The sequence below is a fragment of the Streptomyces violaceus genome, assembly GCF_036014075.1.
GTDB classification, from domain to species: Bacteria; Actinomycetota; Actinomycetes; order Streptomycetales; family Streptomycetaceae; genus Streptomyces; species Streptomyces violaceus.
This window is the reverse complement of sequence record NZ_CP107911.1, coordinates 4,128,549-4,154,927: the sequence shown is the minus strand read 5'-3', so window position 1 is coordinate 4,154,927 and position 26,379 is coordinate 4,128,549. Positions and strand designations below refer to the sequence as shown.

Annotated in this window: 24 protein-coding genes; 11 read left to right on the top strand and 13 right to left on the bottom strand. The window is 70.0% G+C overall.

The features are described 5' to 3' along the window. Window positions 1-9: 9 nt before the first annotated feature. Window positions 10-345 (bottom strand): hypothetical protein, encoded by a 336-nt coding sequence (locus OG542_RS18600; protein ID WP_328412280.1) that lies wholly within the window; start codon window positions 343-345, stop codon window positions 10-12. A gap of 52 nt (window positions 346-397) precedes the next feature. On the opposite strand from OG542_RS18600, the gene OG542_RS18595 reads away from it, so the two are divergent. Both OG542_RS18595 and OG542_RS18590 read left to right on the top strand, forming a co-directional pair. Further along, window positions 398-736, top strand: coding sequence for a Scr1 family TA system antitoxin-like transcriptional regulator (locus tag OG542_RS18595; protein ID WP_328417979.1), 339 nt, complete (start codon window positions 398-400; stop codon window positions 734-736). After that, on the top strand, window positions 733-915 hold the full coding sequence (locus OG542_RS18590; RefSeq protein WP_328412278.1) for a DUF397 domain-containing protein: 183 nt from the start codon (window positions 733-735) through the stop codon (window positions 913-915). The genes OG542_RS18595 and OG542_RS18590 overlap by 4 nt, the downstream gene beginning before the upstream one ends. A 15-nt stretch (window positions 916-930) precedes the next feature. Here the strand turns inward: OG542_RS18590 and OG542_RS18585 are convergent, their stop codons facing one another. Then, window positions 931-1,767 (bottom strand): PhzF family phenazine biosynthesis protein, encoded by an 837-nt coding sequence (locus tag OG542_RS18585; protein ID WP_328412275.1) that lies wholly within the window; start codon window positions 1,765-1,767, stop codon window positions 931-933. Window positions 1,768-1,918: 151 nt separating this feature from the next. Here OG542_RS18585 and OG542_RS18580 point away from each other — a divergent pair, with 151 nt between their 5' ends. Then, complete coding sequence (locus tag OG542_RS18580) at window positions 1,919-2,455, top strand: SgcJ/EcaC family oxidoreductase (protein ID WP_328412273.1); 537 nt, start codon at window positions 1,919-1,921, stop codon at window positions 2,453-2,455. A gap of 18 nt (window positions 2,456-2,473) precedes the next feature. Here the strand turns inward: OG542_RS18580 and OG542_RS18575 are convergent, their stop codons facing one another. Together OG542_RS18575 and OG542_RS18570 are read right to left on the bottom strand one after the other, a co-directional pair. Continuing rightward, a complete protein-coding gene (locus OG542_RS18575) occupies window positions 2,474-3,847 on the bottom strand; it encodes a sensor histidine kinase (protein WP_328412271.1) in 1,374 nt (457 codons plus the stop codon). Next, window positions 3,844-4,560, bottom strand: coding sequence for a response regulator transcription factor (locus OG542_RS18570; RefSeq protein ID WP_328412269.1), 717 nt, complete (start codon window positions 4,558-4,560; stop codon window positions 3,844-3,846). The genes OG542_RS18575 and OG542_RS18570 overlap by 4 nt, the downstream gene beginning before the upstream one ends. A gap of 235 nt (window positions 4,561-4,795) precedes the next feature. On the opposite strand from OG542_RS18570, the gene OG542_RS18565 reads away from it, so the two are divergent. From OG542_RS18565 to OG542_RS18550, 4 genes are all read left to right on the top strand, one after another. Beyond that, window positions 4,796-6,088, top strand: coding sequence for an aspartate kinase (locus OG542_RS18565; protein WP_311126942.1), 1,293 nt, complete (start codon window positions 4,796-4,798; stop codon window positions 6,086-6,088). Beyond that, window positions 6,088-7,173 (top strand): aspartate-semialdehyde dehydrogenase, encoded by a 1,086-nt coding sequence (locus OG542_RS18560; RefSeq protein ID WP_328412266.1) that lies wholly within the window; start codon window positions 6,088-6,090, stop codon window positions 7,171-7,173. The genes OG542_RS18565 and OG542_RS18560 overlap by 1 nt, the downstream gene beginning before the upstream one ends. A gap of 495 nt (window positions 7,174-7,668) precedes the next feature. Then, on the top strand, window positions 7,669-8,244 hold the full coding sequence (locus OG542_RS18555; RefSeq protein ID WP_328417977.1) for a SigE family RNA polymerase sigma factor: 576 nt from the start codon (window positions 7,669-7,671) through the stop codon (window positions 8,242-8,244). Window positions 8,245-8,342: 98 nt separating this feature from the next. Beyond that, complete coding sequence (locus tag OG542_RS18550; protein ID WP_328412264.1) at window positions 8,343-9,386, top strand: hypothetical protein; 1,044 nt, start codon at window positions 8,343-8,345, stop codon at window positions 9,384-9,386. 69 nt (window positions 9,387-9,455) lie between these two features. On the opposite strand, the gene OG542_RS18545 is transcribed toward OG542_RS18550, so the two are convergent. Next, window positions 9,456-10,238, bottom strand: coding sequence for an SURF1 family protein (locus OG542_RS18545; RefSeq protein ID WP_328412262.1), 783 nt, complete (start codon window positions 10,236-10,238; stop codon window positions 9,456-9,458). A gap of 167 nt (window positions 10,239-10,405) precedes the next feature. On the opposite strand from OG542_RS18545, the gene OG542_RS18540 reads away from it, so the two are divergent. Then, the gene (locus OG542_RS18540) at window positions 10,406-12,268 is read left to right on the top strand and encodes a S9 family peptidase (RefSeq protein ID WP_328412261.1); all 1,863 of its coding nucleotides are present in this window, start codon (window positions 10,406-10,408) and stop codon (window positions 12,266-12,268) included. A 157-nt stretch (window positions 12,269-12,425) separates the two neighbouring features. On the opposite strand, the gene OG542_RS18535 is transcribed toward OG542_RS18540, so the two are convergent. Next, window positions 12,426-14,318 carry a potassium channel family protein gene (locus OG542_RS18535; RefSeq protein WP_328412259.1) on the bottom strand — a complete coding sequence of 631 codons (1,893 nt, stop codon included), beginning with the start codon at window positions 14,316-14,318 and terminating at the stop codon, window positions 12,426-12,428. A 147-nt stretch (window positions 14,319-14,465) separates the two neighbouring features. On the opposite strand from OG542_RS18535, the gene OG542_RS18530 reads away from it, so the two are divergent. The 3 genes from OG542_RS18530 (at window position 14,466) to OG542_RS18520 (ending at window position 16,758) form a co-directional block, all read left to right on the top strand. Beyond that, a complete protein-coding gene (locus OG542_RS18530; RefSeq protein ID WP_328412257.1) occupies window positions 14,466-15,551 on the top strand; it encodes a permease in 1,086 nt (361 codons plus the stop codon). Beyond that, window positions 15,548-16,255 carry a TIGR03943 family putative permease subunit gene (locus OG542_RS18525; RefSeq protein ID WP_328412255.1) on the top strand — a complete coding sequence of 236 codons (708 nt, stop codon included), beginning with the start codon at window positions 15,548-15,550 and terminating at the stop codon, window positions 16,253-16,255. Before OG542_RS18530 ends, OG542_RS18525 begins: the two co-directional genes overlap by 4 nt. Window positions 16,256-16,320: 65 nt before the next feature. After that, on the top strand, window positions 16,321-16,758 hold the full coding sequence (locus OG542_RS18520) for a hypothetical protein (RefSeq protein ID WP_328412253.1): 438 nt from the start codon (window positions 16,321-16,323) through the stop codon (window positions 16,756-16,758). Between the two features lie 90 nt (window positions 16,759-16,848). Here the strand turns inward: OG542_RS18520 and OG542_RS18515 are convergent, their stop codons facing one another. The 7 genes from OG542_RS18515 to OG542_RS18485 all read right to left on the bottom strand — a co-directional run bounded on the left by OG542_RS18515 (window position 16,849) and on the right by OG542_RS18485 (window position 26,379). Continuing rightward, window positions 16,849-17,505 carry a DUF1326 domain-containing protein gene (locus tag OG542_RS18515; RefSeq protein WP_328412251.1) on the bottom strand — a complete coding sequence of 219 codons (657 nt, stop codon included), beginning with the start codon at window positions 17,503-17,505 and terminating at the stop codon, window positions 16,849-16,851. 249 nt (window positions 17,506-17,754) lie between these two features. Beyond that, window positions 17,755-18,591: a DUF2182 domain-containing protein gene (locus OG542_RS18510; RefSeq protein WP_328412249.1), complete on the bottom strand. Its 837-nt coding sequence runs from the start codon at window positions 18,589-18,591 to the stop codon at window positions 17,755-17,757. A 312-nt stretch (window positions 18,592-18,903) separates the two neighbouring features. Next, complete coding sequence (locus OG542_RS18505; protein WP_328412247.1) at window positions 18,904-19,797, bottom strand: hypothetical protein; 894 nt, start codon at window positions 19,795-19,797, stop codon at window positions 18,904-18,906. Between the two features lie 59 nt (window positions 19,798-19,856). Beyond that, window positions 19,857-20,909, bottom strand: coding sequence for a hypothetical protein (locus OG542_RS18500; RefSeq protein WP_328412245.1), 1,053 nt, complete (start codon window positions 20,907-20,909; stop codon window positions 19,857-19,859). Window positions 20,910-20,923: 14 nt separating this feature from the next. Beyond that, complete coding sequence (locus OG542_RS18495) at window positions 20,924-21,124, bottom strand: hypothetical protein (protein WP_328412243.1); 201 nt, start codon at window positions 21,122-21,124, stop codon at window positions 20,924-20,926. Between the two features lie 254 nt (window positions 21,125-21,378). Continuing rightward, window positions 21,379-21,933 (bottom strand): hypothetical protein, encoded by a 555-nt coding sequence (locus OG542_RS18490; RefSeq protein ID WP_328412241.1) that lies wholly within the window; start codon window positions 21,931-21,933, stop codon window positions 21,379-21,381. A gap of 15 nt (window positions 21,934-21,948) precedes the next feature. Continuing rightward, complete coding sequence (locus OG542_RS18485; protein WP_328412239.1) at window positions 21,949-26,379, bottom strand: DUF6531 domain-containing protein; 4,431 nt, start codon at window positions 26,377-26,379, stop codon at window positions 21,949-21,951.

The following is a 26,379-nucleotide window of genomic DNA, read 5'->3' as shown; positions in this document are numbered from 1 at the left end:
CGGGAGCTCTCACCGGCCGACGGCGGCGGCCAAGGCCTCCGCGTCGACGTACGGGGCGGTCGGCGTCGGCTCGCTGTACCACCTGAGCGGCCAGGTGTTCCCCTCCAGCGCCGGGATCCCGATGTACGTGACCGTGACCGTACGGGGGTCCCGGCCGCCCAACTGCTGCACCCCGAGCGGCCATTCCCGTCTCCGTACCGCCCCGGGGGCCAGCAGGAAGTACACCCACCGCGGCCCGCTCGCCTCGCACACGATCGGCCCCGCGTCCCCGTCCGCCGCCTCGATCAGCCACTCGGCGACCAGCTCCCCTCGCACGCCCTCGACCCGGACCGCGTCGAAGTGCACTCCGGTGACGTGGAGTTGATGACCTGCCGCCGGAACCCACTCAGGGCGGTGAATCGCGAGCTTCGTTCTCTACGAGGCCGTACTGCGCAGCCCTCAGGCGGACGCTCATCAACTGCGTCACCTTCTGGAAGCTTCCCGACTGCGGAACGTCGTGGTGCAGGTGCTTCCCTTCGAACGGGCCATTCCCGCCGCGCTCATGGGGCCCATGGTTCTGCTGGAGACTCGTGACCATGAGCGATTCGCCTTCACGGAAAGCCCCCTGGCCAGTGAACTTTCGGCTGATCCGGGGGCTGTCAGCCGCGTGACCGAGCGACTTAGCATGATCCGCACGCAGGCTCTCAGTCCGGACGAGTCGGCGCGTTTCATCGAGCGGATGGTGAATCAGTCATGAGCGACCAGCTGAAGTGGTTCAAGTCCAGCTACAGCGACGACGAGGGCGGCGCCTGTGTCGAAGTCGCCCTCTCCGCCGCCGTCCTCGTCCGCGATTCCAAGATCCCTGCGGGCCCCGAGCTCCACGTCACCGCCCCCGCCTGGGCGGCGTTCGTCTCCGCGGTCCAGCCCGAGGCTTGAGCTTCGAGCCCTTCCTCAGAGCCGTACGGCCGGGCCGGTCACGGCGATCCCGGTGTCCGTCTCCGCCGGTACCGTCACCGTGATCGTGCTCGGCCGACCCATGTCCACGCCCTGGTGGACCGTCAGGGTGGCCGGGGTCGGTACGAGGCCGAGTTCCCGCAGGTAGCCGCCGAACGCGGCCGCCGCCGCTCCCGTGGCCGGGTCCTCCACCACACCGCCCGGCGGGAACGGGTTGCGGGCGTGGAAGACGGTGGGTGACTCCCGCTGGACCAGGTCGATCGTGGTCCAGCCCGTGCGGGCCATGAGCGTGCCGAGTGCCGTCATGTCGTACTCCAGGCGGGCCAGCCGGTCCCGGCTCGCGGCGGCGAGGACCGGGTGCCAGGCTCCGGCGAACGCCGCCCGGGGAGGCAGCGCCGGGTCCAGGTCCGCCTCGGACCAGCCCAGGATCGCCAGCAGCTCGGCCAGGTCGCCCGCCTCGATCGGTGCCGTACGAGGGGCGACGCTGACCAGGGTCGCCACGAGGGTGCCGTCCGCCGACCGGTCGGTGGTGACGGTGACCGGGCCCGCCGCGGTGCGCAGCAGCAGACGCCCGGTGCCGTGCCGCTCAGCGTGGGCCACGGCCGTGGCGATCGTCGCGTGGCCGCAGAACGGCACCTCGGCGAGCGGGCTGAAGTACCGCACGTCCAGGGCGCCGTCGCCGGACGGCACCACGAACGCCGTCTCGGAGTAACCGACTTCGGCCGCCGCCGCCAGCATGGCCGCGTCGTCGGCCCCGGTGGCGTCCAGCACCACACCTGCCGGGTTTCCGCCCTGGGGATCCGTGCTGAACGCCACGTAGCGCAATATCTCCATGCCCAGACGGTAGCGCCCGGCCCCACGGTCACACCGCGTGTTTTGGTAGCTCCTTGTACGACCCCTGTACGCGGGCTGCACGGCCCCTAACCGGTGAGACGCGAGTCTGGAGTCACTTCACCAACTCCCCTCGACCTCACCGGAGATGAAGATGACCCGCCGCCCCGCAGCCACCTCCATACGCAAGCGCGTCGCCGTCGCCACCGCCGTGGCCGTCGTCGCCGCCGGCACCTTCGCCGCCGGTGCCGGGGTCGCCGGAGCCGACTCCGGGAGCAAGGGCGAGAAGTCCGCCAGGACGGTCACCAAGGCCCAGGTGCTCGGGCTGTTCGACAACTGGAACGCCGCGCTGCGGACCGGCGACCCGCGGAAGGTCGCCGACCTGTACGCGAAGGACGCGGTCCTGCTGCCGACCGTCTCGAACGACGTCCGCACCGACAGAGCTGAGATCGTCGACTACTTCGAGCACTTCCTGCGGAACAAGCCGTCCGGGAAGAAGACCGAATCCGTCGTCAGCGTGCTCGACCGGGACACCGTGATCGACACCGGGGTGTACGAGTTCACGCTCACCGACCCCGGGTCGGGCGAGAAGAGCAACGTCAAGGCCCGCTACACGTACGCCTACGAGAAGCAGCCGAACGGCACGTGGCTGATCGTGAACCACCACTCCTCGAAGATGCCGGAGGGGTGAGCCGCCTCGGCCGCCACCTCAGACGCCGCCCCGGTGGGTCGCCGCCCGCAGCGTGATCGTCACGCACAGGCCACCGCCCGGAGCGTCCGTCAGCGTCACCGTCCCGCCGTCGTCCGTCGCCAGTTGCCGGACCACGGCGAGACCGAGGCCGGAGCCGGACTTCCCGGTCAGGCCCTGGCCCCGCCAGAAACGGTCGAAGGCGCGGGACTTCTCGGCGTCCGACATGCCGGGCCCCTCGTCCAGGACCGACACCCCCACCACATCGCCCCGGGGGTCCACCCGCACGGTGATCGTCCCGCCGTCCGGTGACACCTCCAGGGCGTTGGAGAGCACGTTGTCCAGCATCTGGTCCAGATGACCGGGGCTGGCCAGCACAGACGGCCGGCCGTCGATACTCCCCCTGAGCGCGATGGTGACTCCGCGCTCGTCGGCGGCCGGCCTCCACACGGCGAGCCGTTCCCGCACGAGGTCCATCAGCGGGAGCGGCTCGGCCGCCGCCACCTTGGCCTCGGCCCGGGCCAGCACCAGCAGGCCGTTGACCAGGCGGCTCATGCGGACGACCTCCGCCGTCGCCTGCTCCACGTCCTCATGCACGAACTCGTCGTCCACGCCGTCCGCGATGTTGTCCAGGGACAGCCGCAACGCGGTGAGCGGGGTGCGTAGCTGGTGCGACGCGTCCGCGACGAAGATCCGCTGGGCAGCGATCAGCGTGTCCAGGCGTTCCGCGCCCTGGTTGAGGGTGCGCGCCAGCGTCTGCGTCTCCGGCGGGCCCGTGACGGGGGAGCGGGCGGTCAGGTCGCCGTCGCTGAACTTGCTGGCCATGTCGTTGAGCTGGCGCAACGGGCGGGTGAGGCGCCGGGCTACCCCGACACCGAGCAGGGCCGCCACCCCCAGGACGAGCACGGCGAGGACCGCCCGGAAGCCCCAGATCTGCCACAGCCGGTCGGTCATCTCACCGGTGGAGTACATGACGCGCACGGCACCGACGATCCGGTCCGTGCCGGCCTCGTGGGCGGGGACCGTGATGACCAGCTCGGGGCCCCAGATGAAGGAGGAGCCCCAGTCGGTCGTGGGGCCGTCCCCGTCGAGGACCTTCCTCAGGTCCGTGTCCCGGCCAGGGGCGAGCAGGCCCGGCGTGCAGCCCGCGGCGCCGGTGACCTGGACGTCGCCGGGTGTCTTCTCGGCGTACGCGGTGGCCATCTTCTGCAGGGCCTCGCACGAGGTGCGGTCGCCGTTGGCCAGCAGCAGGGCCATGGTGTCGGCCTCGCGCAGCACGGACGCCTCGGTGTCGTCCCGCAGCTGGTCCGTGAGGGTGAACGCCACCGGCACCGTGAACAGCGCGATGGCCACCGCGACGAGCAGGACGTAACTGCGGACGAGCTGGCGGATCATGAGGCGCCGCTGTCCTCGCCCTTGACGGTCTCGTCCTTGGCGATCTCCAGCCGGAAGCCCACCCCGCGCACCGCCTCGATCGTGATCGCCCCCGCGAGCTTCCGCCGCAGCGCCGCCACGTGCACGTCCAGCGTCTTGGTCGGCCCGAACCAGTTCGCGTCCCAGACCGCTTCCATGATCTGCTCGCGCGACATCAGCGCCCCGGGCTCCTCGGTGAGGAAGGCCAGCAGGTCGTACTCCTTGGGCGCGAGGGCCACCTCTTCGCCGTCGAGGCGCACCCGGGCCGCCTTGCGGTCGATCGTCAGGCGCGTGCCGTAGCGGTCGGGGCCGGTCGCGGGGGCGCCCGCCGCGGGGGTACGGGCCTGCGTGCGGCGCATGACCGCCCTTATCCGGGCGATGACCTCCCGGACGCCGAAGGGCTTGGAGACGTAGTCGTCCGCGCCGAGCTCCAGGCCCACCACCCGGTCCGTCTCGTCGCTGCGGGCGCTGATCACGATGATCGGCACGTCGCCGCGCAGGCGCAGCGCCTTGCAGACGTCCAGGCCGTCGGTGTCGGGCAGGCCGAGATCCAGCAGGACGACGTCGTAGGGGCCCTCGTGCTTCAGCGCGGCCTCGCCGGTGGTCACCCACTCGACCTCGAAGCCGTAGCGCTTCAGGCCACGTCGCAGGGATTCGGCGACCGGTTCATCGTCTTCCACCAGGAGTACGCGCACAGGCGAACCCTAGTGCTTGAAAGTTGGCTTACCGAGGTCGGCCGGGCGGCGATTGTGACGCCGGGCACTTTCTCGCGTGGCCTGTGCCCAGATGGGCATGAGCAGGTCTGAACGAGTACCCCGGAAGTCTCACCATGCGATATCGCGGAGGGGATTTTCGGACGCTCGTTAGACTGAGCCGACCGCGGTACGAATGCGTATGAGCGGATAGAGACGGATTGAGCGAGGAGCGCACGTGGGCCTTGTCGTGCAGAAGTACGGAGGCTCCTCCGTAGCCGATGCCGAGGGCATCAAGCGCGTCGCCAAGCGAATCGTGGAAGCGAAGCAGAACGGCAACCAGGTGGTTGCCGTGGTTTCCGCGATGGGCGACACGACGGACGAGCTGATCGATCTCGCGGAGCAGGTATCCCCGATGCCTGCCGGGCGCGAGCTCGACATGCTGCTGACCGCCGGAGAGCGGATCTCCATGGCGTTGCTGGCCATGGCGATCAAAAAGCTGGGCCACGAGGCCCAGTCGTTCACCGGCAGCCAGGCAGGTGTCATCACCGACTCGGTCCACAACAAAGCGCGCATCATCGATGTCACGCCGGGCCGGATCAAGACCTCGGTGGACGAGGGCAACATCGCGATCGTGGCCGGTTTCCAGGGCGTCAGCCAGGACACCAAGGACATCACCACCCTCGGCCGCGGCGGCTCCGACACCACGGCGGTGGCTCTCGCCGCCGCCCTCGACGCCGACGTCTGCGAGATCTACACGGACGTCGACGGCGTGTTCACCGCCGACCCGCGCGTGGTGACGAAGGCCCGGAAGATCGACTGGATCTCCTTCGAGGACATGCTCGAACTCGCGGCGTCCGGGTCGAAGGTGCTGCTCCACCGCTGCGTGGAGTACGCCCGCCGGTACAACATCCCGATCCACGTCCGGTCCAGCTTCAGCGGGCTTCAGGGCACGTGGGTCAGCAGCGAGCCAGTCGTTCAGAAGACGCAGCAGCAAGGGGAAAAGCAGGTGGAGCAGGCTCTCATCTCCGGTGTCGCGCACGACACCTCCGAGGCCAAGGTCACGGTCGTCGGTGTGCCGGACAAGCCGGGCGAGGCGGCTGCGATCTTCCGCACGATCGCCGACGCCGAGCTCAACATCGACATGGTCGTGCAGAACGTGTCCGCGGCCTCCACGGGCCTGACGGACATCTCCTTCACGCTGCCGAAGACCGACGGCCGCAAGGCCATCGACGCGCTGGAGAAGAACAGGGCCGGCATCGGCTTCGACTCGCTGCGCTACGACGACCAGATCGGCAAGATCTCCCTGGTCGGCGCCGGCATGAAGACGAACCCGGGTGTCACGGCCGACTTCTTCAAGGCGCTGTCCGACGCGGGTGTGAACATCGAGCTGATCTCGACCTCCGAGATCCGCATCTCGGTCGTCACGCGCGCCGACGACGTGCCCGAGGCCGTCCGCGCCGTGCACTCCGCGTTCGGACTCGACTCCGACAGCGACGAGGCAGTCGTCTACGGGGGCACCGGCCGCTGATGGCCCACCTCCGACAGGACGCCCGGACCGGCAGGTCCGGGCGTCCGACGCTTGCCGTGGTGGGCGCGACCGGAGCCGTCGGCACGGTCATGCGCCAGATCCTGTCCCAGCGGGCCGACATCTGGGGCGAGATCCGGCTGATCGCCTCCCCCCGCTCGGCCGGCCGCAAGCTGGCCGTGCGCGGCGAGGAGACCGAGATCATGGTGCTCACCGAGGAGGCCTTCGACGGGGTCGACGTCGCGATGTTCGACGTTCCCGACGAGGTCGCCGAGCGGTGGGCGCCCCTGGCGGTCGCCAAGGGCGCGGTGGTGGTCGACAACTCCGGCACGTTCCGGATGGACCCGGACGTGCCGCTCGTCGTGCCCGAGGTCAACCCGCATGCCGTGCGGATGCGGCCCCGCGGGATCATCGCCAACCCCAGCTGCACGACGCTCTCCATGATCGTGGCCCTGGGCGCGCTGCACGCCGAGTTCGGGCTGCGCGAGCTCGTCGCCTCCTCGTACCAGGCGGTCAGCGGCGCCGGGCGCGCCGGCGTGGCCACGCTGCGCCAGCAGCTGTCCCTGGTCGCGGGCACGGAGCTGGGCATCAGCCCCGGTGACGTACGGCGGGCCGTGGGGGACAACACCGGGCCGTTCCCGGAGCCGGTCGCGCTGAACGTGGTGCCGTGGGCCGGTTCGGCGCGTGACGACGGCTGGTCCTCCGAGGAGCTGAAGGTGCGGGACGAGTCCCGCAAGATCCTCGGCCTGCCCGATCTGCCCGTGGCCGTCACCTGTGTCCGGGTGCCGGTGATCACCACGCACTCGCTGACCGTGCACGCCCGCTTCGAGGGCGAGGTCACCGTCGACAAGGCCCGCGAGATCCTCGCCACGGCGCCCGGTGTCGTGCTGTTCGACAACCCGGCCGCCGGGGAGTTCCCGACCCCCGCCGACGTCGTCGGCACCGACCCGACCTGGGTCGGACGGGTGCGGCGGGCGCTGGACGACCCCACGGCGCTCGAACTCTTCGTGTGCGGGGACAACCTGCGCAAGGGCTCCGCGCTCAACACCGCGCAGATCGCCGAGGTGGTGGCCGCCGAGCTGTCCTGACTCTCGCGGCAGCGAAAACCTCCGACCGTCGAGGTGGGTGGTTTGTAGGATCTGTGTGCGACATGTGAGCTGATCGATGGTCCGGACCACTTGTCCGTGGCGCTTCGGCATCAGAGGATTTATCTCCCCGTCCCCCGCAACCGTGCGGAGGGCGGGGAGCGTCTTTGCGGTCGCCCTTCGGCCGTGTAAGCGCTTCATCAGGCGTGGGGACGCCTGGAGTCGGGCGTGGGGACGTCCGTTCACAATTGGACATAGGGGAAGAGCGGGACGCATGAGGGCATTTGACGCACCATCTGTTGTGCAGCCTGACGCGGGTAGACCGTCGACGGCGACGGTCGGCGTGAAAGCGACGCCCGGCACGTACAACCCTCACAGGGGTCAGCGTGTCCAACAGGCGTGGCAGAGGTACTCGACTTCAGCGCGGCACGCGGCGCGGTCCTTCGACCGCCCCGTCCGGCGGCTTTCCGACCCCGCATGGCCGGTACGCCCGGTGGCATGCCGGTGATCGCGCCCGTGCCCGCAGCGCGGCCGGCCCGCATACCGAACCAGCGCGACGGTGCCGAGGACGATGCGGTCGCCGGCACCACCGTCGACCATCTCACCGAGACCTACCGCGCGCACTACCGCTCGCTGCTGGGTCTCGCCGCCCTCCTCCTCGACGACACCGCCTCCTGCGAGGACGTCGTCCAGGAGGCCTTCATCCGGGTCCACTCGGCCCGCAAGCGGGTCCGCGAACCCGAGAAGACCCTGGCCTACCTGCGGCAGACGGTCGTCAACCTCTCGCGTTCCGCGCTGCGCCGCCGCATACTCGGCCTGAAGCTGCTGTCGAAGCCCATGCCCGACATGGCCAGTGCCGAGGAAGGCGCCTACGACCAGCTGGAGCGCGACTCCCTCATCAAGGCGATGAAGGGTCTGCAGCGCCGCCAGCGCGAGGTGCTGGTGCTGCGCTACTTCGCGGACATGACCGAGGCGCAGGTCGCCGAGACCCTCGGCATATCCCTGGGCTCGGTCAAGGCGTACGGCTCGCGCGGCATCGCGGCACTCCGGCTGGCCATGGAGGCGCCGGCATGAGCGCCTCGGACGGCGCGGGGCGTGACGGGCCCGACCGGCACGAGCCGACCAGGCCGCACGGGCAAGATCCGAAGCAATCGCACGCTGGGAACGTAACTGTGAACCACGGCCCCGACGACCAGAGCCCCGAAGGGTTCGACTCGGACGAGCTGGACCTGCGCACGATGCTGCACCAGGTGGTGCAGGAGGTGGAACCGCGCGACGGCACGCTGGACTATCTCCGCAAGGCGGTGCCCCAGCGGCGGACCCGCAAGCGGCAGGCCGTCGTCGGTATGGCCGCCGCCTGCCTCTTCATCGGCACGGCCGTCCCCGCCCTCGTCCACGTCTCCAACTCCACCGGCTCCGACGCCAACCCGTCCGCCATCGGCCACGCCTCCGAGACCCAGGGCGGCGCGAGCCAGGGCAAGGGACCGGACGGCGGCGAGAGCACCGCGGGCGGCACCTCCGGCAAGACCGAGGGCAAGGACAAGGGCGAGAAGAAGGAGAAGGACAAGGACAAGGGCACCGGCGCCGCCACCGGCGCGACGCAGGGCGCCGACCCCTCCTCCAGCACCGCCGCCGGCATCGCGGCGTGCACCGCGGCCCAGCTCGGCCCCGCCACCGGAAGCAGCGCCGCCCCCGACTCCACGGGCGCGGTCTACGGCTCCTTCCGCGTCACCAACGTCTCCGCGGCGAGCTGCACGGTCACCGGCCCCGGCTCGGTGAGCGCGCTGCCCCAGGGCACGGCCGACATCAGCAAGGTCAGCACCGCCCGGCACGCGGCCGGGGATCCGGCGGCCGGCCTGCCCGACCCGTCCCTGGAGGCCGCCCAGCTGATGCTCGCGCCCGGAGCCGCCTACGACGTGAAGTTCGCCTGGGTTCCCACGGAGACCTGCCCCACCCCCGGTGGCAGCGTCGGCGGCCCCGGCGACCCCAGCCCCGGCCCCGACCCCACCCCGTCGGGCGACGCGACGGACACGGGCGGCACCTCCACCGGCGGCGAAACGGGCACGGCCCCGCAGCTCGCCACGGAGGACGGCACGACCGACGGCAGCGTGGCGGTGACGTACACGCCGGGTACCGGCTCGGGCGCGAGCTCGGTCACGGTGTCCAACGCGTGCGCGGGGACCGTGTACTGGACGGGCGTGCTGGCGGGCGCCTAGGACACCGGCCGGCCTTGCCGGGCAGGGTCGGGCAGGGGGTCGGGCCTTGCCGGGCAGGGCCGGCCGCCGTCAGGCCACCACGCGCTCCTCTTCCTCCTGGACCAGGCCCAGCTCCGCGTCCCGGGCGAACTCCACCTCGCGCCGCAGCAACCGGAACCACATGAAGATCACGAACCCGACGAAGGCGAACCACTCGGCGGTGTAGCCGAGGTTCTGGAACGCCTTCAGGTCCAGCCCCGAGTCCGGCGGGGCGCTCGCGGGCACCGCCTTCATGCCCGAGTCGCCCTTGGCGAGCGTGACCCACGCGTCGTACACGTCGTACGGCACCAGGTTCACCAGGGACGCCGCGCTGATCGCCGCGGTCTGCCCGGACGGCAGGCCGCCTTCCGCGCTGACGCCGTTGGCACCCGGGCTCTCGGACGCCTGGAGAGCCCCCGTGACGGTGACCTCACCTGTGGGCGGCGCGGGGGCCTCGGCCGCGTCCGGTGAGCCGGGCAGCCAGCCGCGGACGATCGGCAGCGCCTCGCCCGAGTCGGTGCGCAGCAGTGTCAGGACGTAGTAGCCCCGCTTGTCGTCGAGCTCACGGTCCGGCACCAGCAGCTGCTTGCCGTAGCGGCCGGTCACGGTGACCTGCTTGCCGGACGTCGCCTTGGTCACCGGCAGCATCTCGGCGAGCGGCCGGGGCGCCTCGTGCCGGGCCTCGGAGACCTGCTCGGTCGCGGTGCGGTGGTCCTGCACGCGGTCCTCGAACCGGCCCAGCTGCCAGGACCCCATGAAGATGCAGAAGGGGATGGACAACAGCACGAAGACGTTGATCCCCCACCATCGGGGCGTCAGCAGAAACCGGTACACACCCTTACGGTACGGGGCGGCCGGACGAGCCCGGCCCGCGGGGTGGGCGCCGCTCGGTACGCGCTTTCAGTTCTTTCCGACCTGCCGGGAAGGGGGATCGGTGGAGGTTATCCACAGGCTGGGGACCTCGGCAGCGCGATGTCGGTCGAGGCGGGCAGTATGGGGCCATGACTGAGAGCAACGCGTCCGATGCGCGGGACCAGCGGGACCAGCACGAGCAAGCGGTACAGGCGGGACAGCAGGAGCGGATGCCGGACTGGGAGAAGCGCTTTCGGGCGCCCCGGGTGTCCCTGCCCGACTGGGCGGAGGACGCGCCGGACCGCTCCCTGTTCGTGTCGAACGCGACAGGGACGTACGAGCTGTACGCGTGGGACCGGTCGACGGGCGACCAGCGCCAGGTGACGGACCGGCCGAACGGCACGACGGACGGCGTGCTGTCGCCGGACGGCGCGTGGATCTGGTGGTTCGACGACAAGGACGGCGACGAGTTCGGCGTGTGGCGCCGCCAGCCCTTCACGGGCGGTGAGGACGAACCGGCCGCCGCGGGCCTCGAGGCCTCCTACCCTGCGGGCCTCGCCCTCGCCCGCGACGGGCGCACGGCGGTCGTGGGCCGCTCGACGGACGAGGACGGTACGACGATCCACCTCGTCCGCGCCGGCGAGGACCCGGTGGAGATCTACCGGCACCGCGAGTCCGCCGGCGTCGGCGACCTCTCCCACGACGGCTCGCTCATCGCCGTCGAGCACACCGAGCACGGCGACGCGATGCACTCCGCCCTGCGCGTCCTGCGCCCCGACGGCACCCCGGTCGCCGACCTCGACGACACCGAGGGCGGTACGCGCGAGCTCGGCCTGGAGGTCCTCGGCTTCGCCCCCGTCGACGGCGACACCCGCCTGCTCATCGGCCACCAGCGACGCGGCCGCTGGGAGCCCCTGGTGTGGGACGTGGCCTCGGGCGAGGAGACGGACCTGGCGCTGGAGCTTCCCGGTGACGTCAGCGCCGAGTGGTACCCGGACGGCACGGGCCTGCTCATCGTGCACGGCTTCGAGGCCCGCAGCGAGCTGTTCCGCTACGACCTGGCGAGCCGCGCCCTGGCGGAGATCCCGACCCCGCCCGGCACGGTCTCCGGCGCCACGGCCCGGCCCGACGGCAGCGTGGAGTACCTGTGGTCCTCGGCCGCCGAACCGTCGGCGCTCCGCTCCACGACGGGCGGTGTCGTGCTCGATCCGCCCGGCATGAAGTCCCCCGGCTCGGTGCCGGTGGAGGACGTGTGGGTGGAGGGCCCCGGGGGCCGCATCCACGCACTGGTCCAGAAGCCGAAGGGCACCACCGGCCCGCTCCCCACGGTCTTCGACATCCACGGCGGCCCGACCTGGCACGACAACGACTCCTTCGCGGCGGGCCCGGCGGCCTGGGTCGACCACGGCTACGCGGTGGTCCGGGTCAACTACCGCGGTTCGACGGGCTACGGCCGTGCCTGGACCGACGCCCTGAAGCACCGCGTGGGCCTCATCGAGCTCGAGGACATCGCCGCGGTCCGGGAATGGGCCGTCACCTCCGGCCTCGCCGACCCCGACCGCATCGTCCTCACCGGCGGCTCCTGGGGCGGCTACCTCACCCTCCTCGGCCTCGGCGTCCAGCCCGACGCGTGGACGCTGGGCATCGCGGCGGTCCCCGTCGCCGACTACGTCACGGCGTACCACGACGAGATGGAAGCGCTGAAGGCGATGGACCGCACCCTCCTCGGCGGCACCCCGGAGGAGGTCCCCGACCGCTTCGAGGCCTCGTCCCCCATCACCTACGTCGACCAGGTCAAGGCCCCGGTCTACATCTCGGCCGGCGTCAACGACCCCCGGTGCCCGATCCGCCAGATCGAGAACTACGTCAAACGCCTGGAGAAGCAGGGTTCGGTACACGAGGTGTACCGCTACGACGCCGGGCACGGGTCACTCGTGGTGGACGAGCGCATCAAGCAGGTGCGGCTGGAACTGGAATTCGCGGAGAGGCACTTGAGGAACATTCGCCCCTAGCCCGCGGGCATGCGTGCCGCTAGGGGCGGCACGGGTGGGCGCGGGCGGCACCCCGCTGCGCCGGGTTGCGCAACGCCCCGCCCCCAGCAACAACGCCGAGCACTGCGTAACGCCGAGCACCTCGTAACGCCGAGCAGCGATGAACACCGCTCGGCGTCTACGTGCCCGCCCGCTCCCGCCTCCTCCGCCCCAGCAACTCCGCCAACCCCCGCCGAGTAGCCGCCAGCACCACCCGATCCCCAGCCCCCAGCACATACGTGGAAGGCAGATCCCACACCAGCCCCGAGGCCGGCGCACCCTCCTCACCCGACGCCGCGGCCTCGTCCCGCCGCCCCCCAGGAGGCGCCGTATTAAGCGCCAGCACCCGCCAGGCCCCCGCCCGGAACGCCTCCGCCACCGTCCTGCCCTCCAGCTGCGGATGCCCGGCCACCTCCACCTCCGCGAACAGCATCACCCGCCGCTCCACCGGAATCGCCCCCAGGATCTGCCGCCCCATCATCGCCCCGGCGAACGCGGGCGCGGCCAGATGGGACACACTCCGGCTCCGGGTGAGGGCGAACGGATGCGCGGCCCGCAGCGTCCGGTACACGGCGGTCGCGAAATCGTCGTCGTACAGCCGCAGCACGACCCGCAGATCGGGCCGCACGGACCGCGCGTACAGCGAGGCCTCCAGATTCGTGGTGTCCGCACTGGTCAGCGCCAGCAGGGCGTGCGCCCGGTGGATCTTGGCTGCCTCCAGCACCCCTTCCTGCGTGACATCCCCGAGCACCACCGGCACCCGCAGCCGCCGTGCCGTGGCCATCCCCCTGGCCTCCGGGTCGGACTCGACGCACACCACGGGAATGTGCAGCTCACGCAACCGCGTCAGCACCCGTGTCCCGATCTTGCCGAGCCCGAGCAGCACCACGTGCCCGCCGAGCCCCCGCGGTGGCTTGCGCAGGGTGGACGCGCTGCGGAACGTGCCCAGGGCCTCCAGCACCGCGGCCAGCAGCACCGGCAGCAGCAGCAACCCCACCAGCCCGGACAGCAGTTGCAGGACCTGCCGCCCGGTCGACTTGTGGTACGCGGGATCGTTGATGCCGAAGAGGTCGAGGAGCGTGACGTACGTGGCGTACAGGGGATGCTCCCCGGTCACGAACATGAACGCGACGGCGAGCGCCAGCACACACCCGACCAGCCCCGCCAGCGACCACCGCAGCCGACGCGAGAACAGCGAGGCGAACGGCGGCACACCACCCCGCCCGGAGGGCAGGGAAGGCCCGGAGTACGACACCTGCTCCAGGACCACCGTCCCGCGCCCGGTCGCGGACGCCACCGCCATCTCGTCCGGCAGCAGTTGCGGTCCGTACTCCCCGCTGCTCTCGGAACCGTCCGCGCCGGCGGGGTCGTTGCTCGTCGCGGACAGCAGCGCCAGGGTGCACAGCCCGGGGTCGGCCACCTCGCCCGGCCGCGGCGGCTGCCGCTCCACGGCCCGCAGGACGAGCCCCTCCGTCTGGACGACCTTGCTGGTGCCGACGAGGGCGGTGGCGGCCAGCGCGGGCGCGGCCGTGTCGGCGTCGGACAGCACGGTCGTCGAGGTGTCGACGCCCGCGCCGGGTCCCGCCCCGGAGGCCACGGCCGCCGTCTGGTCGAGCAGTTCCTCGATGTGCTGCCCCAACCGCCGGTTGTAGAGCCGCAGTACGAGTCTCAGGCTGGGGTTGATCCGGCGGGCGGTGAGCGCGGCACGGATGTTGGTCTCGTCGTCGTCGTAGACGAGCGCCAGAGCCGCCGCCCGGTCGGCGCCCACCTCGGTGAGGACGGCCTCGGTGATCTCGGCGGCCTCCACGACCTGTTCGGTGGCGGCCGGTTCGGCGCCGCCCGCGCCCGTCCGGTTGACGGCCGCGCTGACCCGGTCGAACAGGGCCGCCGAGGCGGCCCGGGCCCGTCCGACCACCGGCTGCCGCACCCGGCGCCCCGACGGCGGCACGACGAGCGTGACCTGTTCGCCGTAGACACCCCGGAGTTCGGCGGCCAGCCGATGGGCGAGCCCGTCGTCACCGCACACGACCATGTGCGTGGCCGGTTCACCTGGCTGACCTTGATTCGGAACGCTCCCCACAAGGGAGAAGACTGCCTCACCGGGACGGCTGGTTCCACAGGGGAACCGACGTGCTTGAACGCCCGGGCCCGCCCGTCCGTACCGAAGGGGAGGCAATGCATGCCCATGCGCACCACCGGAGGTACCGGGCCCGTGGCCACCACGAAGACCGTCCCGAGGGAGAGCGGCGAGCACGGGGACATCGAGCCGGACCGGGGCCAGGAAGGTCGGGAACGCCAGGAAGACCGGGACGAGGGCAGACACCTCAACTCCGCCCTCCTGCTGACCCTTCTGCTGGTCACGGCGGTGATGTTCCAGGGCCCGATCCGTGGGGCCCTGGCCGCACCCGTGATGCAGAGCTGGATGACCGTGTTCGTGGCGGTCATGGTCCAGGCGCTGCCGTTCCTGGTGCTCGGCGTGCTGCTGTCGGCGGCGATCGCGGTGTTCGTGCCGCCGTCGTTCTTCGCCCGGGCCCTGCCGAAGCGCCCGGTCCTGGCGGTCCCGGTCGCGAGCGCGGCGGGCGCGGTGCTGCCGGGCTGCGAGTGCGCCTCGGTGCCGGTCGCCGGAGCACTGGTGCGCAGAGGCGTCACCCCCGCGGCGGCGCTGGCGTTCCTCCTCTCCGCGCCCGCCATCAACCCGATCGTGCTGACGGCGACGGCCGTGGCCTTCCCCGGCAACCCGGAGATGGTCCTGGCCCGTTTCGTCGCGAGCCTGCTGGTGGCCTGCGCGATGGGCTGGCTCTGGCACCGCGTCGGCCGCACGGACTGGCTGCGTCCCCCGGCCCGGGCGTCGTACGAGGGTCAGGGCAAGGGGGCGGCCTTCTGGGGCTCGGTGCGCCACGACGTGACGCACGCGGGCGGCTTCCTGGTGGTCGGCGCGATGGCCGCGGCGACGCTGAAGGCGGTGGTGCCGGCGGACTGGCTGCGCGCGGCGGCCGGTCATCCGGTCCTCTCGGTGCTGGCCCTCGCGGTCCTGGCCGTTCTCCTCTCCATCTGCTCGGAGGCGGACGCGTTCGTGGCGGCGTCCCTCACCCAGTTCTCCCTGACGGCCCGTCTGACGTTCCTGGTCGTCGGACCCATGATCGACCTGAAGCTTTTCGCGATGCAGGCGGGCACCTTCGGCCGCGCCTTCGCACTGCGCTTCGCCCCCGCGACCTTCGCCCTGGCCGTCGTCGTATCGGCCCTGACCGGAACGGTCCTGCTGTGAACCGCCTCGCCCAGAGCGCCCTCCTCTTCCTCCTGGGCGCCACGCTCCTGCACGCCGGCATGACCGACCTCTATCTCCGCTACGTCAAGGCGGGCCTGCGCCCGCTGGTCCTGCTGGCGGGCGTGGTACTGATCGCGACGGCGGCGGCGACGCTCTGGTACGACCGCCGCCGAACCAGTCACGATCACGACCACCACCACGAACCCCGCATCACCTGGCTCCTCACGCTCCCCGTCCTCGCCCTGATCCTGGTCGCCCCGCCGGCCCTGGGCTCTTACAGCGCGGCCCACACCGGCACGGCCCTCCAGAAGCCCTTCGGCTTCGCGGACCTCCCGGCCGACGGCCCCCTCCGCCTGGGCGTCGCCGACTACGCGGGCCGAGCGGTCTACGACAACGGCCGCTCCCTCCGCGACCGGGAAGTGAAGATCACCGGCTTCGTCACGCTGGACCGCGCCGGCACCCCCTACCTGGCCCGAATGGGCCTCAACTGCTGCGCGGCGGACGCCCAGCCGGTCAAGATCGCCCTGACCGGCGACATCCCCCCGGTCCTGAGCCCGGACACCTGGCTGGAGATCACCGGCCGCTACACCCCGCGCCGGACCAAGGACCCGGTCAACGACGGCCCGATCCCGTACCTCGAGGTCACCCGCGCCAAACCGGTCCCCACCCCGCACGACCCCTACGACGAAACCTGGAACACCTGAAGTGGCGTACTGGAACGCCCACTTCGGGGTACTCGTGAAACCCGCTGATCAGTGAGGGGGACGCCATGACCACACACAGAGGCGAGTTTCGCACCGAGGCCGATCGCGCCGCTCCTCCCGCGGACCTCACCCGGACTCTCCTGACCGAGGCACGCGAGGAACTCGTGAAGGCCGACAACAGGGCCGAACTGACACTGGCGACCCTGGGCGCGGCCCTGACCGCCCTGCTCGGCGCGATCGCCGCCGGCGTCATCGCACCCGCCCAGTACGCCGTGATCCCCCAGCTCCTGGTCTGGTCCGGCTGCGCGGCCTGCGCCCCGTCCCTCGTCCTGCTCGGCCAGGCCGCGAGGCCCCGCCCCACCCCGGCCCGCGACCTGTCCTCACCGGAGGCCCTGTCCCGCACCGCCTGGATCAAATACCGCTGCATACGCCGGGGGATGGCCTGGGGCGCGGTCTTCCTCACACTCACCCTGTCGGGAACACTGGCCGGGGCGCTCACCTAGGGCCTGTCAGCGCGGTGATTTACGGGTACGTACTCGTACCCGCATCCCGGTTGATGAGTGCGCAGGCACCCGCCGGGCAGCCCCGGCTCTTCAGTCAGGGCCGCTCCAGTCGAATGGGAAGTACTTGCTCGATTTGCCGGAGCGTTCCCAGGAGAAGCCGAATGCGTCGGCGCGGTCGACGGTGGCCCGGCCCCACGTGGCGATCTGGCCAGGCCCCACTTCGGCGCCTGGGGCGTTGTGGACCTGGACGCGTGCGCCGTTCGGGGTGGTCGGGCCGGTGAGAGCCTCGGCGGTCGCCGTGACACGGCCTGGGATCTCGGCTCGCCAGGTGGCAAGGTCCTCGTCGATCTCCACGTGGATGGGGGCGATGTCCATGCCACGCATCTCGGGGTGGAACATCTCCCCGAACTGTGCCGGCCATCCGCCCGCCTCACCGCCGAAGACGGCCCCGAGTGCGGCCCGCTGCTGGTCGTCGGCGCGTTCGTCGAGGAAGACCGCGGCGTACGGATCGGTATGCGTGCCGGCCCACGGGTTGCCCTCGAAGGAACCGAGCATCAGGACGTTGAGATCGTCGAGCCGCACGTCGCCGAAGTTGCCTTGCCGGATGTGCCAGACCAGTACGCCTTCGCAGTCACCGTAGGTCGGGGGCTGCGCGAACGTGCAGGGGCAGGGGATGGCGCACTTGCACACGTCGAACCAGTCGCCGGCCAGGTGCCAGCGCGTAACGGTGGTGGCCTGTTCTGTCATCTCGCTTCCCTCCTGCCGAGCCCGAAAGAGCTCACTCGGAGTGGCGAGACCGCGTATCCCGAGCCCGCTCCCGGGATCGGGAGGGTGGCCTCCCTTCCAGCTTGCACCTCACGTCCCGGTCGGGAAACCGGCCCACGTCGGCAATCGCCCCTGTGGTGGGCAGCGGCGCCGAGCCGCTCATCGAGCGGACCCACATCCGACGAGTCGGCGGGAGCGCCAGTGAAGCGAACCTGGCACGTACAGGCGTGATCACATGCCGTCCATTGACGCCATCGAGCCCTGCAGCCCCGGCAGCAGCCAGTCCTGAAACGGGGCGAGCAGGGCCAGGACGAGGAAGGCGGCGCCCACGACGCTGGTGAGAAGGAAGCCCCGGGACCACAGCTTCTCCATGAAGATCACCAAGGCCAGTGCGGCCATCGCCGCCACGTTCATCACGCCGAGCGGAATGAGGACGACCATCAGTCCGGCGCAGCAGCCGACACAGTAGGCGCCGTGGTGGATGCCCACCCGCAGGTCGCGGGCCGGTCGCCGGAAGCCGGCGTAGCGCACCAGATGGCTCAGCGGGTCGCGGCAGTGCCGTAGGCAGACGTGCTTGAGGGGACCGAATTGGTACAGGCCGGCCAGCAGGAAGGCGATCGTGCCGATCCAGCGTCCGGCGGTCGGATGGTCGTCCACCAAGCCGCCGGTGAAGGCCAGGGCCGCGTAGGCGAGCAGTCCGAAGGCCGTCCACACCAACAGATATCCGCCCACGAACTCGATGGAGCGGGCGGCCCGGGTCCAGCCCGAGGACTGCCGTCCGATGCCCCGCACCCAGGTGAGGGCCACCGGTGCCATGGACGGCAGCATCATGGCCGCCATCATGGTCACCCAGAGCAGCAGGAACAGGGGTAGCGCCATCCCCATGGTGCCGGGCTCGACCCCCATGTCCCGGGCCTGTCCGATCGTCAGCGCCCAGGCGGGCACCGCGATCAGGACGACGAGGATCCAGGCGACCGCGAGATCACGCGTGGGCAGCAACGCCCCGCCCGCTCCGGTGGGGGCGGGTGACCGGGCGGGTACGAAGGCGGAAGTCCGGCTGCGACGCATCGGTGTTGCCTCCTGCGGCTGCTTCCAGAACAGCACACGTACACCTGCGATGCGACCTGGCCCAAACGATCTCCAGAGAAGCAGGAAGGGCCTGATCCTCAGCGAGGATCAGGCCCTTGACCTGGTGTTTCTCTGTCGGGGTGGCGGGATTTGAACCCACGACCTCTTCGTCCCGAATGAGGTTCGGTTACTGATCTTGCCAGCGCGGATGGCGTTTGCCCTGGTCAGAGCATCGGGTTGTCGTGGCCTCGGGCGGTCTCGAAGGGGGTCGGGGAGCGGGTTGGCTCCCAGATGGCTCCCAGCGGGGAAGGGTCAGCGTTCGTCGTCGAGCCTGCGCATCAGTTCGGTGACCAGCGCGCGATCACGTGCCGTGTCAGAACGCCCGGCGGAGTTCCAATGCTCCTGATCCTGCCGGAGCCGCTTGTCTCGCTCAGCTGCCCGAGCTGCGGCCACACGCTCGGCCCGCTCCTGCACGAGGGCGAACTCCTCCGGCAGCTCGTCCTCGGCACCCTGCTCCCAGAGGAAGTCCAGCAGCTCCTCCATCGAATCCGGGTACGCGTCGAGCGGTTCTCGCTCGGCCGCTCGCCGGCGCAGCTCGTCCAGGGCACATCGGACAAGGACTTGGGTCGCCGGCTCACGGACCACCGCGGACGGTATCGCGTGCAGTTGGTGATTCAGCTCGATGCACCGGTACCAGTCGCCGGCTTCGGCGCTCTCCAGCAGCTCGGTGTGGATCACATCGGCAACCCCTTCCCGGAACTGCTCCGCGTGCTCCTGCGGCACCAGTGGGCTGGCGTCGAGCGCGTTGGCCAGGCTCACCAGGTGGGAGAGGGGGACGAAGTGGATGAACGGGAGACGCGTTCCCCTCGTCACGTAGCTGGCCAGAGCGGGGGAGCCCAGTAGTTCTGCCGTCTCCAAGGCCCACTCAAGATGGGTCGACAGGCTCTCGTCTCCATATGCCGGCCCGGCCTCCAGATCCTCTTCCATCTCACGGACGGCCGCGATCAAGGCTGGCTCGTTCTCCCGGAGTCCGGCTAGGATCCCCGCGCCGTCGACCAGGCGGGCCGCTGCGACGAGCCGGTGCAGCTGTTCCCCGTGAATGACGGCACCGATCAACTCCGGGAAGCGGGTCCGACCGGCATCGAGGTGGAAGCGGACGTAGTCCTCGATCGAGGGGTTGTGGAACGCCACTCGCCCTTGTTCCACGGAGACCATCGTGCCGTCCAGTAGCTGCAGTGCCCTGCGGAACGTCCGGCCATCCACCGTTAGGCCCATTCCCTCGCGGTACGCAGGATGCGAAGGTACGGCTCGCGATCCAGCGATTCGGGTGCGCAGACGACGCCCGGAGACTCAAGCGGAGGGGCCGGCGGATGGAGAGCGTCGGCAAGAGGCTCGATCGCCTTCAGAAGACGGGCGGAGGTTTCGCGGGCTGCCTTCACGTCCTTCCGCTTCCCCGGCAGCGGCCATGCGTCGGGTCCGGGGAGCTCGGCGGTGATCCTCAGCTCCCGCGTCAGCGCGTCGACGAGGCTCGTCGACTTGGCGAGAGCGGAGTCGAACTCGGCGCGGGTGTAGCGCGCGATGACCTCGGCGTACTGCGCCTCGGCGGCGTCTTCGCGTCCAGCGGCTCTCGCCCTTGCGGCGCGGAGCGCGTGATACCCGGTCCATGCCTTGAGGGAGGACAGGAGGGCGTAGGCGTCGAAGGCGATCGCCTCGGCGTTCGTCTGTAGATACTCATGGTGGCTGCGCGCGTCGGCCCGACCGATCTGCCTGACGTGGTCTCCGACATTCCCCCGGTAGAGCTCAAGCTGCTTCTGCAGCAGCGCTCCACTGCCCGCGACGTCCTCCCACAAGGACGTCGGGACCGATTCGATCTCTCGCGCCTGGTCGACCGCGCGATCGATGGCGGCGACGAGCCCCGTCAGTTCGGCCCACTGATCCTTGCGGATGGTGGTGAGGACCTGACTCGTCACCGCGAGGTTGGTCCTGACGAGGCCCGAGACCTCACTCAGCATCATCTGAAGGGCGACCATGGCCAGCGCGGGCCCGACCGAGGCCGCGGTCTGCGCCTTGCTCACCGCATTCACGGGGTAGAAGCGGGCCTGACGCAGGATGCGGCCAGGAACCATCACCGCTCCGAGGTTCCCGCCGTCTTTGACGGCGAGCGTCGCGCCGCTCCTCAGCAGAGCCTGTGCCGTGTCGCCGATCCTGTAGAGCCCCTGCACGCCGGCGAACGCGTTTCCGAGGTTGCCAGCCACTGTCGCCGCGTTCCCGATCGAGGCGAGGACTGCGGAGATCTGCTTGCGGTCGGCAGCCGGCACGATCCCGAAGTCGATCAGATCGGCTTCAGCTCCGGCGGCCCCTCACCGGCGACGAGAGCCACCCCCGGGAGCACCTCCACCAGGACCGTCGACGCCGTCGTCGAGTCGCTGTCCGAGCTGGACGCCGAGTCGTTCTCAACAGGTGAGCCGACAGCATTGCTCCGGCCACTCTCCTCAGGCTCGGCGATCTCCATCGAGTCCGAAGGGTCCTGCATGCGATCTCCCCCCGGCGGGCGCACGCAGCGGCCGGACGTCGTCGGCGTTGGCTGCCGAAGTCTACGGCTCAACGCCCTTCGGTTCAGCCCGAATCCACCGGGCTGATTCCGCGGCGCAGAACCTTCCCCCCCCCGGCGGAGCACAGGTACGACGGAGTAGGCATGAAGTGCACTAGCTGCTCGCCCCCTTCGCTGAGCACCGCGCGGAGCTGACCCGGGCAGTCTCTTCTGTATCGCTGCGGTCACCCGCCCGCTCACACCCTCGTTGCGGCGATCCAGTCGGGAGCCCTTACAAGGGTTGGTCCGCCGACTTCCTTGCCGCCGGAAACGTAGGCGAGCCAGCGCAGCTCATCGCAGGCGAAGAACGACTCACCCCACGTGTCCACCCAGATACGCGTTTCACGATCACTTGAGTGTGTCAGGTCCCACCACGCCCAACCGCGAAATTCGGAGTCCGGATCGAACTGGTAAAGCCACTCCTGCAGATCCCACGGTCCGCCACCGATCGCGGCTTCGTACAACTCCACGCCTCGCAGGGCGAAGTCGGGGACGGAAACCGCGCCTGGCCGGCCGGCGGCAACGAACCAGTCAGGAATCGCGTCGATAGGGAGGTCCTCTCCCGTGAACGGCTGTGACACCGCAAGCTGGAGGGCAGGGGTCAGCACGGAGCGCACTCGGGTGGCGAACTCTGTTACCGAGCCGCTCGTCCGCACATCAAAGGCGCAGAGGACGGGGGGCGCGTCATCCCGTGCCGGTCTGCGTGACAGCCTGACGCGCTCCTGCTCGATGTCCTCAATTTCGTGAATCATTCCCTGAGTTCCCCGTCAACCTTCCTGGACTACCCTGCCCGGATACTTCGCCACTTCTCTCCTGAACTCATCGAGCATGCCGCTGGGAATCCCGTAGAGATCGTCTCCCATGGTCGGGTCGGATATCTCAGGGCAGACCTTTTTGAGTTGCTTCCACTCTTCCCTAGTGAACCCCAGCCCGTCCGGCTGCTTCTGTGGAATCGCTGTCCTTCTGATCTTCTCCCGAAATTCTGCCGAGATCTGGAACTCCACGATCTGACCACTCTCGCCGCGGAACCGCACTGTGTGTCCTACATCACCACTCAGGTTCACGTACAGGGCTCCCTTACCGGTGATGGTCACCTTGCCATCCTCACCGATGTGGATCCGCCGGCTCAGGGGGTGATCGGTCTGCTTGCGGTAGCCGGGAATGGTCTCCTCGCATCGTGGTGCGAGTCCCAGGGGGTCGGTCCACGCGTGCGGGTTGTGTACGTAGGTGGACGGATTGGGCGCGGGTGCGAGCCCGAGCGGGTCGGGAGTGAGGTAGCGAGCGGTCTGCGGATCGTAGTGCCGGTGGTAGTTGTAGTGGACTTCCGTCTCGGGGTCGAAGTACTGCCCCGGGAACCGTAGCGGGGTGTAGGTCGTGCTGTCGGATGCCCAGGACGTGGTGCCCCACAGCGTGGTGCGAGTGCGCCAAGCGATGCTGCCGGCTTCGTCGACCAGTTCGGTGGGGGTACCGACGAGGTCGGTGACGATCGCGAAGAAGCGGGAGTCGATCTCGTCCTGAGTCGCGTCCGCGACGTTGATGCGTTCGGTCTGAGCGATGGGGTGCAGGTCCTGGTGGTCCCACGTGAGGGTGACCGGATGGTGCAACTCGGCAGAAGAGGTGGTCCGCTCGCAGAGGGTGGTGTCGTCCCAGGTGAAGTCGGTTCTCTCGACGACCGTGCCCTCATCGGATGACAAGCGCATCTTGGCGATCCGTCGCCCGAGCGGGTCGTGGAGGTACTGCCACCGGGTGCCGTCCGGTGTGGTGACGGACGCGAGACGGTCCTCGGAGTTCCAGGTGAAGCGCCAGGTGTCCGGTTTGCGGGACAACCGGGTCTTCTGGCGTAGCGTGATGCGGCCGGCCGCGTCGTGCTCGTACCGGACGTTCCCGGCGCGGGTGAGGCGTGTACCAGCGTAGTCGCGCGGGCCGGTGGCCTCCTGGCCCGGGTGTACCGCGGGCCAGGACGCGTCGAGCTGGTTGCCGGCTGCGTCATAGGCGTAGCGCTCGGTCCAGTCCGCGGCGTGGACTGCCGTGACACGGCCGGCGTCGTCGAGGCCGAAGTGACGGGTGCCGTTGAGCCGATCCTCGATGCGGATGAGCTGACCGTCCGCCCGATAGGCGTAGCTCCTTGTTTGGAGGGGTTGGCCCGAGGGGCCCAGCAAGGACTGAGCGGCGAGGCGGCCGAGCGGGTCGAAAGAGTGGCTCAGGACGGATGTCGTGCCGATGCGGCGGCTCAGCTCACGGCCCGCCGCGTCGTGCGTGAAGTTGATGGCACGGCCGGCGGTGATGAGTTCGGTGGGGCGACTGGCCGTGTCGTAGCTCCAGGAGCTCACCGCTCCCGTCGGGGTCGTGCGCCTCGTGCGGCGACCCAGCAGGTCGTATGCGTAGGTGGTCGTACGGCCATTGACGGTTTCCGACAGCAGCCGGCCCGCAGGGTCGAAGGCCCGCCGGAGCGTGACGTCTCCAGTACGGGCCGTGGCAAGCCGGCCCGTCGGGGTGTACGTGTAGGCGGTGACCTGGTCGGCGGCTTCCTTCCGGGTGAGTTGCCCCAGCGCGTCCCGTACGAATCGGGTGGTCTGCCCCAGCGTGTCGCTGCAGGAGGTGAGGCGGCCCGCGCCGTCGTGAGCGTAGGTGACGGTGCGGTTGTCGAAGTCTGTCTCGGAGACCAGTTGTCCGGAGGCGTCGTAGACGTAGCTCCAGATCATGCCGAGGGGGTCGATGACCTCTCGCAGGCGGAGCTCGGTGTCGTAGACGTAGGTGTGGCGCACGCCGTCGGGCCCGGTGCGGGCCGCCAGCAGGTCGAAGTGGGTGTACTCGAACCGCGTGACCGCTCCGCTGGCGTCCTCGTGGGTGATGCGGTTGCCTTCGGCGTCGTAGGTCCACCTCTCAGTGGTTCCGTCTGCCGCGGTGCGCCGGATGAGCTTGCCCTCCACTGTCCACTCCTGGCGGGTCGCGTTCCCGAGAGGGTCGGTGATCAGGCTCGGCCGGCCGAAGGCGTCACGTTCGTACCGGGTGAGTGCTGCCAGCGGATCGGTGAACTCGACGGGCAGTCCCGCCTCGTTGCACCGGACTCCTGTGGTGTTCCCCAGTGCATCCGTGACAGAGGTCAGGCGCCCCTTGGAGTCGTAGGTGAAACGGGTCGTGGCCCCTACTGGGTCGGTCACGGCGACCCGGTCGCCATGCTCGTTGTACTCCTGGTGCCAGACCGCCCCGTCGGGCCCGGTGATGTTCGTGGGCAGGCCGAGGGCGTTGTACTCGGAATGCAATTCCTGGCCGTCCGGCCGCACCACCTGCGTGACGCGGCCGTGCTCGTCATAGGCATATCGCCTGACTGCGCCCAACGGGTCTGTCACCGCGATGAGTTGCAGCTCATCGTCCCACTCCTGAGTCGTGACGTTGCCGAGCGGGTCGGTCTCGCGGACCAGGCGCAGGCTTTCGTTGTATTCGTAGACGCGAATGTGGCCCAAGGAGTCGGTGACGCGAGTGGTACGGGCTGTGGCGTCGTACTCGATGGTCGAGGCGAGGCAATCGCCAGTGCCGCCGGTGGCCACGACTCGGCCCTGGTCGTCGTACGCGTACCAGTACGTCGTGTCGTTGCGGTCGACCCACGACGTGATCCGGCCTTCCGCGTCGTAGGCGTAACGCATCGGCAGGCCGGAGGAGTTGGTCTCCTCCACCAGATGGCCGTTCTCGTTGTAGCCGAAGGTGAGCAGAGTGGTGCCGGGCGCCTGAGGTGTGACCGGATCGAGGAGGCGCAGGCCGGTGATGAGGGGCAGAGAGGGGTGGTGGTCCAGGGCGAGGTGGTAGCCGCCGGAGTGGACCACCGCGGTGGGGATGTCGCCGCCGGCGGCATAGACGATGGTGATGCGGTTGCCGTTGCGGTCACGGATCTGCTGCAGCGGTAGGTCGACCGCTGTGTCGCAGGCCGCGGGGACGGGGCTGTGGAAGACATGGGTCAGCCCGGTGTCGGGGTCCGTGATGCGGATCGCGCCGTCCACCTCGTCGTCCCAGGCCAGCGTGAGCCGGGAGCCGGGCGTCTCCGGCCGGACCGGTTCGTTCGTGTCCGGGTCCGGGAAGGGGAAGCAGAGGCGGGCACCGTCCGCTGTGGCGTGGACCAGGCCCTCGTCGTCGGCCTGCACGCGCTGGTCGAGGGTCGAGGCCCAGGTGGGGCCGAACCAGCCCCCGAAGCGGTACGACGATATATGGGTGCGTTCCAGGATCAGCGGCAGGACGCCGGGAAGGGTCACGTCGGTGCGGGTGAGGGCCATGTCGCCGGTGGCCACGTCGATCGGGTCCCGCACGAACTTCTTGACCATGTTGCGGACCGACGCCGGCAGCTTGTCGAATCCCGGATTCAGCCTCAGCCGTTCGAAGGTGGCGCAGTTCAGCTTCAAACTCTTGGTCATTTGCGCCAGTTGGGCGGGCTTGAGGGCTTTGAGTCCCTTGCCGAGGGCCTTGCCCAGGGCGCCGAAGCCGATGCCCAGCAGGGCGCCCTCGGTGAGGATCTTGGCCAACTTGTCCGGGTCGGAGAATGCGTTCGGGTCCTTCAGCAGGGTGTCGAAGGCGGCGAACTTCGCGCCTTCCTTGCCCATTCTGGCCGCCGCGGCGACACCGCGGATCTCCCTCAGCGCCTTGAGTGCCCGCTCCACAGCGCGGATGACCTCCATCACGCCGCGGATAGCGGAGGCAAGCGCGGTGCCTTCTTTCTCGATCCGGGCCACCAGCGCAACGACTTTCGCCGCTCGCTGGCCGGCCATCAGGGAGGAGACGACCGCGGAAGTGCCGCCGGTCAGCACGGACAGGGCCAGGCCGGCGATCTCGAACTCGGCGATCTCCACCAGGATGACGCCGATCTCGGTCAGCAACTCGTGCGCCTTGTCGGCGAAGTCGTCGAGCGCCTTGGCACCATCGCGCAGGGAGTCCGCCATCTCCGTGGCCTGCTTGCGGGCGGCCTTGGAACGCTTGTGGAAAGCCTTGGCCGCCTTGCCCTCCCACTCGACGTCCGCCAGCGCCTTCCGCGCCGCCTCCGCAGCGTCGTCCAGGCCGGTGGCCAGGTGCCGCCACTTCTTGGCGATCTCCCGTACGCCTTCCGGGTCCACGGCAGGGTCGGTGATGCCGAGGAACTCCAGACCTTGGGCGACGCTGTCGCCCATCATGTGGTTGAACTTGTTGATGTAGTGCAGGGGGTTGAGGTCGACCAC

Bases quoted from the DNA above. Each gene is read 5' to 3' on its own strand.
- OG542_RS18590 (WP_328412278.1), top strand. From the start codon at position 733: ATGAGCGACCAGCTGAAGTGGTTCAAGTCCAGCTACAGCGACGACGAG.
- OG542_RS18585 (WP_328412275.1), bottom strand. From the start codon at position 1,767: ATGGAGATATTGCGCTACGTGGCGTTCAGCACGGATCCCCAGGGCGGA.
- OG542_RS18580 (WP_328412273.1), top strand. From the start codon at position 1,919: ATGACCCGCCGCCCCGCAGCCACCTCCATACGCAAGCGCGTCGCCGTC.
- OG542_RS18575 (WP_328412271.1), bottom strand. From the start codon at position 3,847: ATGATCCGCCAGCTCGTCCGCAGTTACGTCCTGCTCGTCGCGGTGGCC.
- OG542_RS18560 (WP_328412266.1), top strand. From the start codon at position 6,088: ATGGCCCACCTCCGACAGGACGCCCGGACCGGCAGGTCCGGGCGTCCG.
- OG542_RS18555 (WP_328417977.1), top strand. From the start codon at position 7,669: ATGCCGGTGATCGCGCCCGTGCCCGCAGCGCGGCCGGCCCGCATACCG.
- OG542_RS18540 (WP_328412261.1), top strand. From the start codon at position 10,406: ATGACTGAGAGCAACGCGTCCGATGCGCGGGACCAGCGGGACCAGCAC.
- OG542_RS18535 (WP_328412259.1), bottom strand. From the start codon at position 14,318: ATGGTCGTGTGCGGTGACGACGGGCTCGCCCATCGGCTGGCCGCCGAA.
- OG542_RS18530 (WP_328412257.1), top strand. From the start codon at position 14,466: ATGCCCATGCGCACCACCGGAGGTACCGGGCCCGTGGCCACCACGAAG.
- OG542_RS18520 (WP_328412253.1), top strand. From the start codon at position 16,321: ATGACCACACACAGAGGCGAGTTTCGCACCGAGGCCGATCGCGCCGCT.
- OG542_RS18515 (WP_328412251.1), bottom strand. From the start codon at position 17,505: ATGACAGAACAGGCCACCACCGTTACGCGCTGGCACCTGGCCGGCGAC.
- OG542_RS18510 (WP_328412249.1), bottom strand. From the start codon at position 18,591: ATGCGTCGCAGCCGGACTTCCGCCTTCGTACCCGCCCGGTCACCCGCC.
- OG542_RS18495 (WP_328412243.1), bottom strand. From the start codon at position 21,124: ATGCAGGACCCTTCGGACTCGATGGAGATCGCCGAGCCTGAGGAGAGT.
- OG542_RS18490 (WP_328412241.1), bottom strand. From the start codon at position 21,933: ATGATTCACGAAATTGAGGACATCGAGCAGGAGCGCGTCAGGCTGTCA.